Source organism: Amycolatopsis sp. Poz14 (assembly GCF_006704225.1).
Classification (GTDB): Bacteria; Actinomycetota; Actinomycetes; order Mycobacteriales; family Pseudonocardiaceae; genus Amycolatopsis; species Amycolatopsis nivea.
Genome location: NZ_JACLHD010000001.1, coordinates 1,405,071 through 1,419,133, shown reverse-complemented (window position 1 = coordinate 1,419,133; position 14,063 = coordinate 1,405,071). Strand labels below are relative to the sequence as shown.

Annotated in this window: 14 protein-coding genes; 3 read left to right on the top strand and 11 right to left on the bottom strand. The window is 68.1% G+C overall.

Features of this window, described 5'->3' with window-relative positions; genetic code table 11:
* Positions 1-2: 2 nt before the first annotated feature.
* The 5 genes from ectB to FKO37_RS07020 all read right to left on the bottom strand — a co-directional run bounded on the left by ectB (position 3) and on the right by FKO37_RS07020 (position 7,131).
* Complete coding sequence (gene ectB / locus FKO37_RS07040) at positions 3-1,253, bottom strand: diaminobutyrate--2-oxoglutarate transaminase (RefSeq protein WP_134661918.1); 1,251 nt, start codon at positions 1,251-1,253, stop codon at positions 3-5.
* 41 nt (positions 1,254-1,294) lie between these two features.
* On the bottom strand, positions 1,295-1,789 hold the full coding sequence (ectA, locus tag FKO37_RS07035) for a diaminobutyrate acetyltransferase (protein WP_037808003.1): 495 nt from the start codon (positions 1,787-1,789) through the stop codon (positions 1,295-1,297).
* Positions 1,790-2,032: 243 nt separating this feature from the next.
* Positions 2,033-5,041 carry a patatin-like protein gene (locus tag FKO37_RS07030; protein WP_238604023.1) on the bottom strand — a complete coding sequence of 1,003 codons (3,009 nt, stop codon included), beginning with the start codon at positions 5,039-5,041 and terminating at the stop codon, positions 2,033-2,035.
* 48 nt (positions 5,042-5,089) lie between these two features.
* Positions 5,090-6,334, bottom strand: coding sequence for a DUF445 domain-containing protein (locus tag FKO37_RS07025; protein ID WP_238604022.1), 1,245 nt, complete (start codon positions 6,332-6,334; stop codon positions 5,090-5,092).
* 5 nt (positions 6,335-6,339) lie between these two features.
* On the bottom strand, positions 6,340-7,131 hold the full coding sequence (locus tag FKO37_RS07020) for an Abi-alpha family protein (RefSeq protein WP_037808011.1): 792 nt from the start codon (positions 7,129-7,131) through the stop codon (positions 6,340-6,342).
* Positions 7,132-7,222: 91 nt separating this feature from the next.
* On the opposite strand from FKO37_RS07020, the gene FKO37_RS07015 reads away from it, so the two are divergent.
* Complete coding sequence (locus FKO37_RS07015; protein ID WP_374204214.1) at positions 7,223-8,005, top strand: hypothetical protein; 783 nt, start codon at positions 7,223-7,225, stop codon at positions 8,003-8,005.
* On the opposite strand, the gene FKO37_RS07010 is transcribed toward FKO37_RS07015, so the two are convergent.
* The 3 genes from FKO37_RS07010 to FKO37_RS07000 are packed head-to-tail and all read right to left on the bottom strand — an operon-like array spanning position 7,977 to position 10,157.
* A complete protein-coding gene (locus tag FKO37_RS07010; protein WP_037808018.1) occupies positions 7,977-8,393 on the bottom strand; it encodes a lipopolysaccharide assembly LapA domain-containing protein in 417 nt (138 codons plus the stop codon). The genes FKO37_RS07015 and FKO37_RS07010 overlap by 29 nt on opposite strands.
* 37 nt (positions 8,394-8,430) lie before the next feature.
* Positions 8,431-9,561: a dipeptidase gene (locus FKO37_RS07005; protein ID WP_238604020.1), complete on the bottom strand. Its 1,131-nt coding sequence runs from the start codon at positions 9,559-9,561 to the stop codon at positions 8,431-8,433.
* A complete protein-coding gene (locus FKO37_RS07000; RefSeq protein WP_238604019.1) occupies positions 9,558-10,157 on the bottom strand; it encodes an alpha/beta hydrolase in 600 nt (199 codons plus the stop codon). The genes FKO37_RS07005 and FKO37_RS07000 overlap by 4 nt, the downstream gene beginning before the upstream one ends.
* 84 nt (positions 10,158-10,241) lie before the next feature.
* Here FKO37_RS07000 and FKO37_RS06995 point away from each other — a divergent pair, with 84 nt between their 5' ends.
* Positions 10,242-10,694 (top strand): MarR family winged helix-turn-helix transcriptional regulator, encoded by a 453-nt coding sequence (locus FKO37_RS06995; protein WP_043827229.1) that lies wholly within the window; start codon positions 10,242-10,244, stop codon positions 10,692-10,694.
* A gap of 564 nt (positions 10,695-11,258) precedes the next feature.
* Here FKO37_RS06995 and FKO37_RS06990 read toward each other — a convergent pair.
* Both FKO37_RS06990 and FKO37_RS06985 read right to left on the bottom strand, forming a co-directional pair.
* Positions 11,259-11,762: an RNA polymerase sigma factor gene (locus FKO37_RS06990; RefSeq protein ID WP_238604018.1), complete on the bottom strand. Its 504-nt coding sequence runs from the start codon at positions 11,760-11,762 to the stop codon at positions 11,259-11,261.
* Positions 11,763-11,981: 219 nt separating this feature from the next.
* Entirely contained in the window at positions 11,982-12,476 is a 495-nt protein-coding gene (locus FKO37_RS06985; RefSeq protein WP_134661924.1) for a helix-turn-helix domain-containing protein, read from the bottom strand.
* A 78-nt stretch (positions 12,477-12,554) separates the two neighbouring features.
* Between FKO37_RS06985 and FKO37_RS06980 the strand changes: the two genes are divergently transcribed.
* Positions 12,555-13,196: a dihydrofolate reductase family protein gene (locus tag FKO37_RS06980; RefSeq protein ID WP_238604017.1), complete on the top strand. Its 642-nt coding sequence runs from the start codon at positions 12,555-12,557 to the stop codon at positions 13,194-13,196.
* Between the two features lie 2 nt (positions 13,197-13,198).
* On the opposite strand, the gene FKO37_RS06975 is transcribed toward FKO37_RS06980, so the two are convergent.
* Positions 13,199-14,053, bottom strand: a complete 855-nt coding sequence (locus tag FKO37_RS06975; RefSeq protein ID WP_037808033.1) for an amidohydrolase family protein — start codon at positions 14,051-14,053, stop codon at positions 13,199-13,201.
* Positions 14,054-14,063 lie beyond the last annotated feature (10 nt).

Below are 14,063 nucleotides of genomic sequence, written 5' to 3'. Positions count from 1 at the left end.
GGTTACTTGAGGACGGCGGCGACGGACTCGGTGATGATCGCGAGGCCTTCGCTCAGCTCCTCGTCGGTGAGGGTAAGCGGCGGCAGCAGTTTCATCACTTCGCCGTCCGGGCCGGAAGTCTCCATCAGCAGTCCGCGTTCGAACGCCGCCTTGCAGACCGCGCCCGCGAGCTCGCCGTTCGCGAATTCGAGACCGCGCGCCAGACCGCGGCCCTTCGCGACGAGGTTCGCCTCCGGGTAGCTCTCCACCAGGTCCTTGAAGGTGCTCGCGATGCGCTCGCCCTTGGCCTTGGTCGACTTCTCCAGCTCGTCGTCGCTCCAGTAGACGCGCAGCGCCTCGGTCGCGGTGACGAACGCCGGGCTGATGCCGCGGAAGGTGCCGTTGTGCTCGCCCGGCTCCCAGACGTCCAGCTCCGGCTTGATCAGCGTGAGCGCCATCGGGAGGCCGTAGCCGCCGATCGACTTCGACAGGCACACGATGTCCGGCGAGATGCCGGCGTCCTCGAAGCTGAAGAACGGGCCGGTGCGGCCGCAGCCCATCTGCACGTCGTCGAGGATCAGCAGGATGTTGTGCCGCTTGCACAGGTCGTCGAGGCCCTTGAGCCATTCCAGGCGCGCGGCGTTGATGCCGCCCTCGCCCTGCACGCCCTCCACGATCACCGCGGCAGGCTCGTTCAGGCCGCTGCCGGAGTCTTCGAGCAGCTTCTCGAAGTACATGAAGTCCGGCATCGCGCCGTCGAAGTACTTGTCGTACGGCATCGGCGTGGCGTGCACCAGCGGGATGCCCGCGGCGCCGCGCTTCATCGAGTTGCCGGTGACCGACAGCGCGCCGAGCGTCATGCCGTGGAACGCGTTGGTGAAGTTGATGACCGATTCCTTGCCGGTCACCTTGCGCGCGAGCTTCAGCGCGGCCTCCACGGCGTTCGCGCCGCCGGGGCCGGGGAAGACGATCTTGTAGTCCAGCTCGCGCGGCGCGAGGATCTTCTCCCGGAAGGTCTCCAGGAAGTCCCGCTTCGCGACGGTGTACATGTCGAGCGCGTGCGTGACGCCGTCGCGCTGGATGTAGTCGATCAGCGCCTTTTTCAGGTGCGGGTTGTTGTGCCCGTAGTTCAGCGCGCCGGCGCCGGCGAAGAAGTCGAGGTAGGCCTTGCCGTCCTCGCTGTAGAGCCTGCTGCCCTGCGCCCGGTCGAAGACGACCGGCCACCCCCGGCTGTAACTGCGGACTTCTGATTCGAGCTCTTCGAAGATGCTCATAACGATTTCTTTCGCTCCTACTCGGCGAAATTGACGGGTTATTAGCGGCGCAACGGCCCGATGCGGTAAAGATCCTCGGGTTCGTGCGCCTCCCCCTGCGGAAAATCAGCGACTTCGAACAACCGGCGGTGTTCCAGATCCGCGTTCCAACGCTTCGCGAACGACTCGAAGAGACGGATCGACGCCGCGTTGTCCGGGGTGATCGTGGTTTCCAGGTACCGCACGCCCTCGCCGACCAGACGCGTGTACAGGCTGTCCAGCAACTGCCCGGCCAGGCCTTTTCCGCGTTGCGACGCGTCGACGGCGACCTGCCACACGAGCGCGGCGTCCGGTGCGGACGGCCTTCGGTAAGCGATCACGAATCCGACTGGCTCACCGTCGACGCGGGCGACGACCGAGGTCTCCGCGAAATCCTTGCACCACAACAGGTACGCATACGGCGAGTTGAGATCAAGCTTCTGCGAATCGCGTGCGATTCGCCAGAGAGCGGCACCATCGGCCTTGGTCGGGGATTCGATCAAGTGCTTTCCGGACATACTTTGGAAACGTAACAGAGAATTTTCGCGCCGCCAGCGATCCATGCCACGTCCACCGCCCTCACCAGGGACGACAGGGATACCCCGGTGAGGAGGACCACAAACATGTTTAGCGGGGGAAAGTTCTGGGCATGCGTGCGCCTGGGCCGCACACCATCGGTATGCGACCTGTGACCCCAGACCATGGGCCTTCCGCGGCGCTACCGCAACTCCAGCGCCGGAAAATCGTGGTCTACCTGGGGTTCAGCGTGGACTGTCCGGACGCGACCGCCGCCGCTTCCTCCGCCCGAGCCCGGACAGCGGCGTCCAGACCGCCGGGAGCAGGAGCAGCGCGACCACAGCGAGCCACCACAGCGGGGCCTGCCCGCGCCGCCAACCGTCCACAACGGTGCCGAGCCAGCCGAACAACGGCTGTGCGATGGGCGGCAGGAAAGCCGCGAACAGCAACGCGGCTATCACCAGCACGCCCAGCACGGTGAGCACCATTCGCCACGTGCGCCTCAAGGTCAGCAGGCTCACCACGAGGAACACGAGTGCGCCGCCCGCCACCGGAAGGCCGAGCCATTGCAGAACGGATCCGCCTTCGCCGCTGAGCACGAACCCGGCGACCGCGGTGATGGCGGCGGCCAGCAGGTTCCATGGCCGGCCCAGCCGCGTCGCGCCTTGCGTGACCCACCACGAACTGCGGCTGCTGAGCTGCGCGAATTTCGCCAGCGGCTGGAGCGTTTTCGGGACCCGGGTGGCTGTGGAAGCGGCATTGAGCCCGGCAGCTCCGGCTTTGACAATCGTTTTGGTGAGCAGGGTACTGCCGAGTTCGCCCTCGAAACGTTCGGCGGAAACCTGACAGGCTTGGAAAGCGCGTTGCGCCGCGTCCTGCTGGCCGGAGTTTTCCGGCTGGGCAGCCGTTTCCCGCTCGAGCGGCCGGGCGGCCATCAGCTTCCGGAAACTCTCCGAAGCCTTTCCGTTGCCCTCCTTCGCATCCGCCTCGGCCTGGCTCGCGAGCACCGGCAGTTCCTCCCGCGCGATGGCCAGCTGCCGCGACTTCGCCAGCACCATCGAGGTCACCGGAAGACTCGTCGGCACCTCCTTGCCGAAGTCGACCGGCGACAGATTCGCGTCCAGGCCGAGGAAAGCCAGTTCGTCGCCCAGTTGCGCGAGCAGGCCGGGCAGGTCCGAGGGCATCCCGTTGTCCGCGGGCGAGGGCGGCTCCCAGCCGATCTCGCGGAACGTCGTCCTTACCTGCTCCCGGAATTCCTCCGGGCCGACGATGTCGCGCAGCACCCGCAGGCGTTTCGGGTCGAGCAGGCACTGCATCAGCCAGCCAGCGCCGTCGATCCGGCCCCACATCCAGTCGTTCGCGCGCCAGGACGCCTTGTAGAACGCGCCGAAGTTGTTCGCTTGAGTGCCGGTCAGCTTGTCCCGGCCACGGGGGCGCGCCAGGTCCAGCAGCGTCCGGCTGTCCGCGCTCAGCTGCACCAGGTCGACGCGCTGGTCCACCGCCGGCGCTTCGGCCAGCAGCCCACGCGTCGCCATGTGCAGCAGCAAAAACCGGGCCAGCACGAACCCGTCCGCGACGTCCGCGTTGTCCAGGCCGAACCAGTCCAGCAGCGCCGTCACCGTGTCGGCGGCATCCGCGGACCACTGGTTTTCCTTGCCCGACAACGCTTGCAGCACCGGAGCGGCCGACCGCAGCGCGCCGGTCACCTCCGGCCAGGCCTCGCGGACCGCGTCCGATGCCCCGAGATCCGCCCATTCGGCGGCGAGCTGACCGATCCAGTCCGGCATCGAGGTGCCGGACGGCGGCGGCTCGTGCCGGGCCACCCACGCGGACAGCCGCACGTCGCGAGCCGCGCTCCGGCGGGCGGCGTGCATTTTCGCGCGGGCCTCGTTGAGCTGGGTCGCCTGATCGAGGTCCGGGCCCATCCGGAAGCCCGCGTTGATCAGCTGGATGCCGGTGGCGACCGCATCATCCAGCGTCGAGGTGCGGTAGCGGACCATCTCGCCGACCGTGACCGATTCGCCGGGCAGCGTGCTGGGAATCCCGCGGCGCAGTCCGTCGGCGGCGATGTCCTGCAGCAGCGCCGAATTCCCGGCTGCCCACCCACTGTCCTCATCGGACAGTTCGTAGCGGCGGGTGACCGCGCGGACCAGGTCGGCCGCGTCGAGCGCGACCCGGCGGTCGAGGTACGCCCGGTGCACCCGGTCGTCCACCAGCTGCCCGCCGCGCAGGCCGAGCGACGCGAGCGCGACCCGGGTGTCCCTGGCGCGCGTGACGGCGGAGTTGTGCCTGCTCAATTCCTCCAGCTCGACGCTGATGGTCTGGCTCATGATCGTGGAAGCGACCTTCGCCAGCGCGGTGCCGAGCATCGGCGGCTCGGCCGGGTCGCAGGTCATCGGCTTGGCTTCGCCGTCGACCGTCGGGACGACGTACAGCAGCAGCCGCCGCACATCCGTCGACGACGAGCGTTCGAAGATCTCCCGCAACGCCGGCCGCAGCGGTTTGTTCACCAGCACGCCGCCGTCGGCGAGCCAATGCGAACGCACCAGCTCCGTGTAGTCGGTCATGTCCGGATGCAGCCGGTCCGCCGCCTCGGGACCGATCGGCATGCGCGACAGCTCGAACGCGCCGGGGAAGGACGCGCTCGACCGGGCGGCGAGCGCGAGCGGACCGTGCACCTGGTTGTTCCACAATGGACCGTCGAAGCGGAACAGCATGCGATGTTCGGTGTCCCGCACCCGGTTTCCGAGCGCGTCGTCGTACTGCGTGGTCTCGCCGTCGAGCATGGTGCCGGTGAGCAGCACGGTCACGTCCGGCGGCTCGGTGGGCACGACGCCGGATCCGGTGATGTCGTGCATCGCCTGGACGAGGCCGCCGAGCAGCACCTTGTCGCCGTTCAGCACCGAACGCGGCCGCGTCTCGCCGGGGTCGCGGATCAGATTCTCCAGCGACCCGGCCGAGAACCAGGTGTCGCGCAAGATCGCGGGCGTCGACCGGTAGGCCTCGGCCAATCCGAGACACGCGGCGTTGATGCCGCCCGCGCTCGTCCCGGTGAGCACGTCCAGGCGCACCGAAGCGTGCAAAAGGTCGAGCAGTTTCCGATAGCCGTTACCTTCGTTCGGCGTGCGGGAAGCGTGCAGCAACGCCGACGTCTCGGTAGCGACTCCCCCCATCCACACTGCCAGGCTGGATCCCCCCACCATGGCCATCGCGATCCGGATTTCCTGCGGCCACGGCACCGCCGTCTCACCCATGAGGGTCAGTCTCCCGGCCCGGCCCGCTCCTCCACAAGGGGGGCGGATTCAGGAGGCGAGGTGCTCCAGCACCAGAACCTGCGCCTCGCCGACCGCGAACCCGAGCACCGCGCCGGTCGCGATGAGAATCCATTCGTCCTGCTGGAATGCCGGGCGCAGCAGTTGCTCGAACTCCTCGGGCGACAATTCCTTCATCTTGCCGACCAGGACGTTCCGGATGTCCATCGCGTCGGTGGCGTAATCCTCGATGTAGCGCATCGTGTCCGGCAGCCGGGTCATGATCTGCTCGGAGATGGCGAGCTTCATGTCCTGGTAGCGGCGGCTGCCGATGGCGAAGACCAGCAACGGTTTCGCGACGTTCGCCGCCCGGCCCAGCTCGCGGTCGAGCTGCCGCTGGATGAGCGCGAGCACGCGGTCGGAAAGCGGGCCCTGCAGCACCGCCTCGATGACGTTGTGCGGCGTGATGATTTCTTTCGCGATCAACTCGCCGTACGCCTCGGCGACCTCCGCGCGCCGCTTGAGGAACAGGCCCTGCCAGGTGACGCCGAAGTATTTCTTGGGCTCCAGCGGGTAGAAAATCATCCGCAGCGCCAGCCAGTCGGTGAACCAGCCGGTGAAGAGACCGAACAACGGCATGATCGGCGGGAATTTGAACAGCACCCACGCGACCATCTGGATCACGCCGATCAGGCCGCCGAACACCAGGCCGGAGCGCGCGATGAACTTGAACTCCTCCGCGCCCGCTTCCTGGAAGATCCGGTTGAGCAGCCGTTTGTCCTTGACGAGGCTGGTGACCACCATGCCCTTGAGGTCGAACACACTGTCCACATCGGACTGAATGAGTTCGAGCACGGCCTTGACCATGTGCGGCGATTCGGCCTGCACGCGCTGGATCACCAGCCGCTGCACGCCGACCGGCAGCGACTCCCACAGGCCCGGCTGGTAGTGCCCGGCCACCTCGCGCACGATATCCTCGACCGCCGCGAGCAGCGGTTTCTCGATTTCCTTCGCGATCCGGTCGGCGTCGAGCCTGGCGACGACCTCGGCCGGTTTGATCAGCTGCTCGGTCATCGTGTCGCAGGCGATGCTCGCCATCCGCGCGGCCCGTTTGGGCACGATGCCCTGCCAGCCCAGGAACGGCTTGACGCCGATGAACTCGACCGGCTGGAACATCATCCGGATCGCGACCAGCTTCGTGCCGTACCCGATCAGCGCGGCGACGATCGGGATGGAGACATACAGCGGCCAGTGCCGGACGAAATCGTCGAAGAGCCTCGAGACGAACTCGCCCATCGGGGTCAGCCCAGGCTCGGGTCGCAGGCCTGCCAGAACTGCGCGCCGAGCCGCGAGACGTGGATGGTGCGGCGGATGATCTTGATCCGCTTCACCTGCTTCTCCACCTCGCGGACCGACTCGTCGGTCAGCAGGATCTCGTACTGCGTCTCGAGCGAGGGCACCTCCTCGTCCAGTTCGACCAGCCCGAGGCCGATCAGCCGGGTCACGTAGCCGGGCACCTGGTCCGGCAGCGACACCCCGGCCGCCTTGCCGACCGTCGAGGCGTTGCGCAGCACGATCCGGCCGGTGCCGCCGATGGCGCTGCGCTCGGCGACGTCGATCGCGGGGAACGGGGAGCCGTCCGACAGCGCGGAGAGGATGCGCGCCTCGTCGGGCGTGAGCTGGCGGAGAATGATCGCGTACAGGTATTCGCGGGCGCGCTCGCGGCCGAAGCCGATGGAGTGGTTGAGCAGTTCGGCCATCGCCGCGCGCAGCGGTTCGACGTGATCGCGGGCGGGCACCAGCGTCACGGTCGTTTCGACGGCGCGGCTGCCGACGTCGGCCCGGTTCATCGCGGACGCCGCGGTCAGCGCCGCGTGATAGGGATCGTCGACCTCGTCGAGGCGGCGGCGCAGTTCGCTCAGCAGCCCGCGTTCGACCTGCTTGAGGCCGCGTTCGGCGGTGTCGATCCCGGGGAGTTTGCGGGTCAGGTCGAAGCCGGTGCGCGCCGCCCATCCGGCGAGCTGGCCTGCCCGGCGGGCCAGGTTGGCCACGTCCTCGGCGGTGCCCCGGCCGTTCGGTCGCTGGTAGTCCACGGGCTGCTCCCCTCACTGTTCGCGCTGATGCTACCTGCGAGTAGGCCGAATGGCCCTGTGATGCCTTGCCGGTGGGTGTTGGATGACGCGCATGACCGCGCCGTGGGGACCGCCGATCGACGTGCTGCCGCTGCTCGTGCGAGAGGAACAGGCGCTGATCGGGGTTCTCTCCGACCTCCGGACGCCCGAATGGGCCCTCCCCGCGCTCGGCGAATGGACGGTGCACGACCTGACCGCGCACATCCTGGGGCTGAAACTCAGGCGGCTCTCGCGGGATCGGGACGGCCACCTCGGCGAGGGGACGTCCTGGGTCTCCGCCTGCCGGCAACTGTCGCCGGAGGTGCTGTTCGCGATGCTCGTGGACAGTACGACGCAGCTGACCGAACTGTGGAAGCACCGCGACCTGGACGAACCAGCCGCGGCGCCGACGTGGCTGACGGTCGCTCGCGATTACACGGAGCAGTGGGTGCTCCAGCAGCAGATCCGGGAGGCAGTGGAAGCTCCGCTGCTCGACGAGCCGGAGTTCCGGACGCCGGTGGTAGACACGCTGCTGCGTTCGCTGCCGCAGACGTTGCGGGCGGTGCCCGCGCGGGCCGGACGTCAGGTGGCGTGTTCGGTGGAGGGGGCCGGGCGGTGGACGCTCCGCGCTACCTCGGTGGGCTGGACGATCGACCGCGGTGCCGCGACGTCACGGTCTCCGCTCGCGGCTTTGGCGACCGACGCGGACGCGTTGTGGCGGCTGTGCAGCGGGACGTTGCCCGCAGCGGAAGCCGACGCGCGAGTGCAGGTCAGCGGGGATCCCGCGGTGTGCGAGATCCTGCTGAGCCTGCGGGCTCGCGAGCCCTTCACCGCCGACGCCGCGCCTGCTTCCTGAGCTGCAGGATCCGCGCCCCGCCGATCAGCGCGACCAGCGCCGCGCCCGCGATCGCGGCGAACAGCATCGCCACCGCGAGCGGCATGCTGCCGGACGCGCCGAGGAAGTGGACGGTCGCCGTGTCCAGGTTCTGCAGGATGAACACCAGCAGGAACGCCAGCACGACGATCGCCACGATCACGGCGATCCAGGTGCCGCTGATCCGGGTGGACTTGACCTTGCCCCGGCGGCCCGCGGGTTTCGCGGCGGACGGCCGCGGTCCGGGTTCGGCTCCCGGTGCGGTGCCCGGGGCGGCGTGGTCGAGTGCGCCGGGCACCTCAGTGCCCGGCGCCTCGGGAATTTCCGATTTCGCGGCCTCGTCGGGACCGTCGTTTCGCGCGTGGGACATATCGTGATTGTCCGCCCACTCGCCGTGATGCGCTAATTCAGCGCTTGGCGTCGACCTCGCGCAGCACCCGCAGCGTGTTGCGGCCGGCGAGTTTCGCGCAGTCCTCGTCGCTCCAGCCGCGTTCCATCAGGGCGGCGATGAGCACGGGGTACTTCGACACGTCCTCGAGGCCTTCGGGCAGTTCGCCGACGCCGTCGTAGTCGCCGCCGAGCCCGATGTGGTCGATCCCGGCGACCTCGCGCGCGTGCTCGATGTGCGCGACGACGTCGTCGATCGTCGACTTCGGCTTGGGCGGCGCGTGCCAGGTCTTGGCGAATCGGCCGCGCTGGCCGAGGTCGAGGAATTCCTGCCCGGCGGCGGTCATCGCGTCCCGGAGCTGGTTGTCCCACTCGGTGACCGCGGCGGAGATGAAGGCGGGCACGAAGGTGATCATCGCGACGCCGCCGTTGCCGGGCAGCTGGGCGAGGACGTCGTCGGGGATGTTGCGCGGATGGTCGTTGACCGCGCGGCACGACGAGTGGCTGAAGATCACCGGCGCGCTCGACACCTCGAGCGCGGCGCGCATGGTGCTCGGCGCGACGTGGGAAAGGTCGACCAGCATGCCGATCCGGTTCATCTCGCGTACGACCTCGCGGCCGAACTCGGTGAGCCCGTCGTGCTCGGGTTTGTCGGTTCCGGAATCCGCCCAGGTGGTGTTGAAGTTGTGGGTCAGCGTCATGTAGCGGACGCCGAGCCGGCGCAGAATCCGCAGCACCCCGAGGGATTCGGCGATGCTGTGCCCGCCTTCGGCCCCGAGCAACGACGCGATCCGCCCGTCCGCGAACGCCGCCTCGGCCTCGTCGGCCGTGGTGACCAGCCGCAGCCGTTCGGGGTAGCGCTCGGCGAGCTGGTAAACCACCTCGATCTGTTCCAGCACCGCGGTGACCGCGCTGTCGCCTTTGAACTCGCACGGGACGTACACCGACCAGAACTGCAGGCCCAGCTTGCCTTCGGCGAGTTTGGGAAAGTCGGTGTGCAGCGTCGGCTGCGGCACCGTGAGATCCACGCCGGCCACCGCCTCGACCGGGTTCGGCCCGGCTTTGTCGCGGAGCGCCCATGGCAGGTCGTTGTGTCCGTCGGCGAGGATCGTGGAGGCGAGCAGGTCTTGCGCGCGGGTCAGCTCGGTCATGCCTCGACCCTAGCGAGCCAGGCCTTCGCCGCGCTTATTCCTTCGACGGTCACCTGATGCCCTCCCGGCCAGCGGTGCGTCGCCACGTCCGCATGCCGCTCGCGGAACTGGCGCACGAGTTCGTCGTTGGCGGGCAGCGGAGCCATCGGGTCGTGCTCGCCGTTGGAAAGGAATATGCGAGTTCCGGTGAGATCAAGGCTCGGCAATTCCGGCAATGGAGACATCGACGAGAACAGAATCGCTTCCCGGAGCGCGTCCGGCCGGGTGAGCGCTACCGCCGCGGCGATATTCGCCCCATTCGAAAACCCTACCGCCGCCGCCCTGCCGAACCCGTACTTTTCCCGGGCGTCGTTGAGGAAATCCGCCAGCTCGTCCGCCCGCGCCCGGACGTCCTCGTGATCGAACACGCCCTCCGACAGCCGCCGAAACCACCGCGCCGCCCCGTTTTCCGAAACCGGCCCGGTCGGCGCGAGCGTTGCCGATTCCGGACTCAGTTCGCGCGCCACACTGAGCAAATCGTCTGGACCACCGCCGGTTCCGTGCAGGAGAACAAGCACCGGGAGGCCCGGGTCGCCCTCGATGTACCGGTGCATCATCGTCGCTCCTCTGTGGACACCGCTTCCTTCATTGTCCAGGGTAACTTCTCGCGCGCAAGATGTATTCCGGGTAGACTCCGGCAGATGACCCCGGATCCGCAGACGGACGACGACGAGATCGTGACGTGGTGGGGCCTCGTGATCGAGGGCTATCTGGCCACACAGAACGCACTGATGGGAGAAATCGCCGACCGGTTCGGCCTGGCCCCCGCGTCGTTCGACATCCTGCTGCGCCTGGTGCGGTCGCCGGAACACCGCATGCCGATGACCCGCCTGGCCACCGAAGCCGCCCTGTCGAGCGGAGGCTTCACCAAGGTGGCGGACCGCTTGGTCGCCGCGGATTTGATCTGCCGCATCCCGAGCCCGGAAGACCGCCGGGTGACATTCGCTTCCCTGACCGAGCACGGGTTGGAGGTAGCGCTCAAGGCACGAGCCGCGTGCGCGGAGATCTTGCGCCGGATCGTGCTGACGCCGCTGGGTCCTGATGCGGAGGGGTTGGCGGAGGCGATGCGGACACTTCGTTCGGTGAACGGGTGATTTTTGGCCGCCGGCGTACGGTCGGGCTCTCGAGGTCTCTGAACGACCTGTTTCCGAACGGCGGGCTTCTTTCGCGCGGCGTGCCTTATGGCAGCACTTTCCGGCATGGCGTTCCGGCAGCGAGCTTTCGGCTGCCCCCCGCCGACACAGCCCCCGCCGACACAGCCCCCGCCGACACAGCCCCCGCCGACACAGCCCCCGCCGACACAGCCCCCGCCGACACAGCCCCCGCCGACACAGCCCCCGCCGACACAGCCCCCGCCGACACAGCCCCCGCCGACACAGCCCCCGCCGACACAGCCCCCGCCGACACAGCCCCCGCCGACACAGCCCCCGCCCTTCCCTTGGGGGGCTGCCCCAGCCCAGTCTATCGGCGCGGTCCGACCGGCGAGGGCGCTCGGGTCCGGCTGCCCACAGGAGAAGGAAGTTGTGGACAGGCCGGGAAAGCGCAGCTCAGCGGCACTACCGGAGTCGTCCGACGGACCACCGCGCAGGGGCTGGACCGGACGGCCAGCACTGACCGGTCCGGCCTGATGGTCCCGCAAGGCAGCGCGGCCACCCGGGTCATGGATAACTGAAACCCTCGGCCTCCAGCCGACGACGGAGGACCGTCAAGCAGCGGTGCCGGATTCGGCTCACGCTCGACGGCGAGATGCCCAGTTCGGCGGCCAGCTGGTCGTGTCGTAACTCCGGGTAGTGCGCCAGCAGGAGCAGCATCCGCCGGTGGCGTTCCGGGAACTTCTCCACCGCTCGCCACAGCGCAGCTGCCAGTTCTCCGGCCAAGGTCTTCGCCTCGGGTGACTCCGTTGGTTCGTGCGCGTCCAGGCACGCGTCATCGACCAGTTGCACCCGCGCGCGATTTTCGGCTGCACGGAGCGCGTGCCGCCGCGCGACGGTCGTCAGCCAACCGGCCAGGCCGTTCGGATCCTGCAAGTCCGGCTGGCGGCTGAGCAATTCCAGCCAGGCCGTTTGGCAAGCGTCGTCCGCCTCGGCGCGAAATCCCGGGTTCGCGCCGACGATCCGGTTCATTCTCGTCGACAGACGGCGTACTTCGTCCTCGTTCCGCATTCCTTGCACGGGAACGCTGACGGGCCGGGCGGCTCGGCGGATCCGTTTCAGCAGGACGGATGCCGGATTGAGTGATCAACTTCTGCTGGATGTATCCAGGGGCGGGCACGCGTCTCGGGCGCGCGGAGATGAGGTCGACAAATCGATGCAAGGCAACGGCGCACATTGCCAACCGCATCAACCCAGCCGAGCCAAAACCGTCGCGCCAAGCCAGCCGCGTCAAGCTCGCGCGACAGCCTCCGCGTAAGCGGCCGCCAAGCGTTCCGTTGCCGTCGGCCCGTCGCCGTCCGGCCGAGGGATCCCAAGATGCCGCTCCCGCAACTCCGCCATGAACTCTTCCCACAGCGCCGGACCGCCAGCCTCAAGCAGTTCCGCTCGCACGCGCAATTCCGGCGTCGTCGGCCGGTGCCGCAAACCCCAGCTTCCCAGCGCTACCAAAACCGGCACCAGCTGGATCGCCGCTTCGGTCAAACTGTACGTCGCGCGCTGTCCGCGACCGGCCGAATCTCGGGTGAGCAAACCGGCTTCGGTGAGCGTGCGCAGGCGGTCGGCGAGGATATTCGACGCGATTCCTTCTTCCGACTGCGACTGCAATTGCCGGAAATGCCGCCGGTCGCCGAACATCACGTCGCGCAGGACCAGCAGGCTCCAGCGGTCGCCGACGACCTCGATCGCGGCGTTGATCGGGCACCCCGAGCGCGGGCCGTCCGGCATCGCATACCTCCTCCAAACCACTTGCACTTTACCATCGCCTCCGGCATAGTGCTTGCAAAAGACAAGCAGGGAGTATCGATGCTGGTACGCGTCCAGTGCTTCAACGTTTCCGCCGACGGCTACGGCGCCGGTCCGGACCAAACGCTCGAGCAGCCGTTCGGTCATCCGAACCCGGGACCGCTCTTCGCCTGGGCCGGGGCCACCGCCAGCTGGCCGATGCGCGGCGAGCCCGGCGGCACTCGCGGGCTCGACGACTACTTCACCCGGGACATGCACCGCGGTGACGTCGGCGCGGAAATCATGGGACGCAACAAGTTCGGCCCGCACCGCGGCCCGTGGGAGAACCACGACTGGCAGGGCTGGTGGGGCGACGAACCCCCGTTCCGCACCCCGGTCTTCGTCCTCACCCACCACGAACGTCCGTCGATCACCTTGGGCCAGACCACTTTCCACTTCCTCAATACAACCCCGGAGGAAGCACTCGCGCAGGCGAAGAAAGCCGCTGGCGACAAGGACGTGCGCATCGGCGGCGGCGTCAACACAGTGCGGGAATTCCTCGAAGCCGGTCTCATCGACACGCTGCACATCGCCGTCTCGCCGGTCGAACTTGGTTCCGGGGAACGGCTTTGGGCCAGCCCGGACGAGCTGACCGACCGCTACCACCTGGAGAAAATCCCCAGCCCCAGCGGAGTCGTGCACCACTTGTTCTGGCGCAAATAACCTCAGCGCAAGCCGGGCATCAGCCGTAACGCGTTGCCGGACAGCACCCCGTCCAGCACCTCCGCGGGCAACCCCAAATCGGCGACCGCGCGGACATTCACGGCAGTTCCCGGAACCCCCGGCCAATCCGTGCCGAAGATCCATTTCCGGGCCAACCGCACGAGATCGAACCGCGCGTAATACTCCGGCAGTTTCTTCGGCGGCAGCCCGGCGAGGTCGAGCCACACGTTCGGCCTCGCCTGGGCCATGAACGCCGCCACGTCGTACCACCAGCCCCGGCCGCCGTGCGCGAACACGAAGTTCACCGACGGGAAGTCTTCGACCACATCGGACAGCAGCGAAGGATCCCCATAGCTGGCACGGGATCCGGGGAACACCGACAGTCCGGAGTGGAGGATCACCGGAACCCCGCGTTCGGCGCACAAGGCGTAAACCGGGTACAGCTCCTTGTCCGCCGGGGAAAACGCGCCGTGCACCGGGTGGATCTTCAACGCCACCGCGCCCAGCGCGAGCTGCCGTTCCACCTCGTCGACCAGCGGATGGTGCAGATGCGGGTTCACGTTGGCCACCAAGCGAAACCGCTCAGGGTTGTATGCGACCAACGGTAGATTGTCTTCAATCGCCTGGATACCGGTGGCCCGCGGACTGTATTCACAGAACAGCAGCACCCGGTCGACGCCCTCCTGTGCCATGAGGTCGTCCATCGCCGCGGGGATCACCGCGCCGTCCGCGTCGTAGACCGTGCGCCACGGGTACTCGCCGGCGAAGTCGCGCGCCCAGTCCAGCCACGCGGGTTTGAGCGTGGGCAGCCGCGGGGTGTGCACGTGGGCGTCCACCACGAAATGCTCGTCGATCATGCCGGCCAGT

Bases quoted from the DNA above. Each gene is read 5' to 3' on its own strand.
- ectB (WP_134661918.1), bottom strand. From the start codon at position 1,253: ATGAGCATCTTCGAAGAGCTCGAATCAGAAGTCCGCAGTTACAGCCGG.
- ectA (WP_037808003.1), bottom strand. From the start codon at position 1,789: ATGTCCGGAAAGCACTTGATCGAATCCCCGACCAAGGCCGATGGTGCC.
- FKO37_RS07030 (WP_238604023.1), bottom strand. From the start codon at position 5,041: ATGGGTGAGACGGCGGTGCCGTGGCCGCAGGAAATCCGGATCGCGATG.
- FKO37_RS07025 (WP_238604022.1), bottom strand. From the start codon at position 6,334: ATGGGCGAGTTCGTCTCGAGGCTCTTCGACGATTTCGTCCGGCACTGG.
- FKO37_RS07015 (WP_374204214.1), top strand. From the start codon at position 7,223: ATGACCGCGCCGTGGGGACCGCCGATCGACGTGCTGCCGCTGCTCGTG.
- FKO37_RS07010 (WP_037808018.1), bottom strand. From the start codon at position 8,393: ATGTCCCACGCGCGAAACGACGGTCCCGACGAGGCCGCGAAATCGGAA.
- FKO37_RS07005 (WP_238604020.1), bottom strand. From the start codon at position 9,561: ATGACCGAGCTGACCCGCGCGCAAGACCTGCTCGCCTCCACGATCCTC.
- FKO37_RS07000 (WP_238604019.1), bottom strand. From the start codon at position 10,157: ATGATGCACCGGTACATCGAGGGCGACCCGGGCCTCCCGGTGCTTGTT.
- FKO37_RS06995 (WP_043827229.1), top strand. From the start codon at position 10,242: ATGACCCCGGATCCGCAGACGGACGACGACGAGATCGTGACGTGGTGG.
- FKO37_RS06990 (WP_238604018.1), bottom strand. From the start codon at position 11,762: ATGCGGAACGAGGACGAAGTACGCCGTCTGTCGACGAGAATGAACCGG.
- FKO37_RS06985 (WP_134661924.1), bottom strand. From the start codon at position 12,476: ATGCCGGACGGCCCGCGCTCGGGGTGCCCGATCAACGCCGCGATCGAG.
- FKO37_RS06980 (WP_238604017.1), top strand. From the start codon at position 12,555: ATGCTGGTACGCGTCCAGTGCTTCAACGTTTCCGCCGACGGCTACGGC.
- FKO37_RS06975 (WP_037808033.1), bottom strand. From the start codon at position 14,053: ATGATCGACGAGCATTTCGTGGTGGACGCCCACGTGCACACCCCGCGG.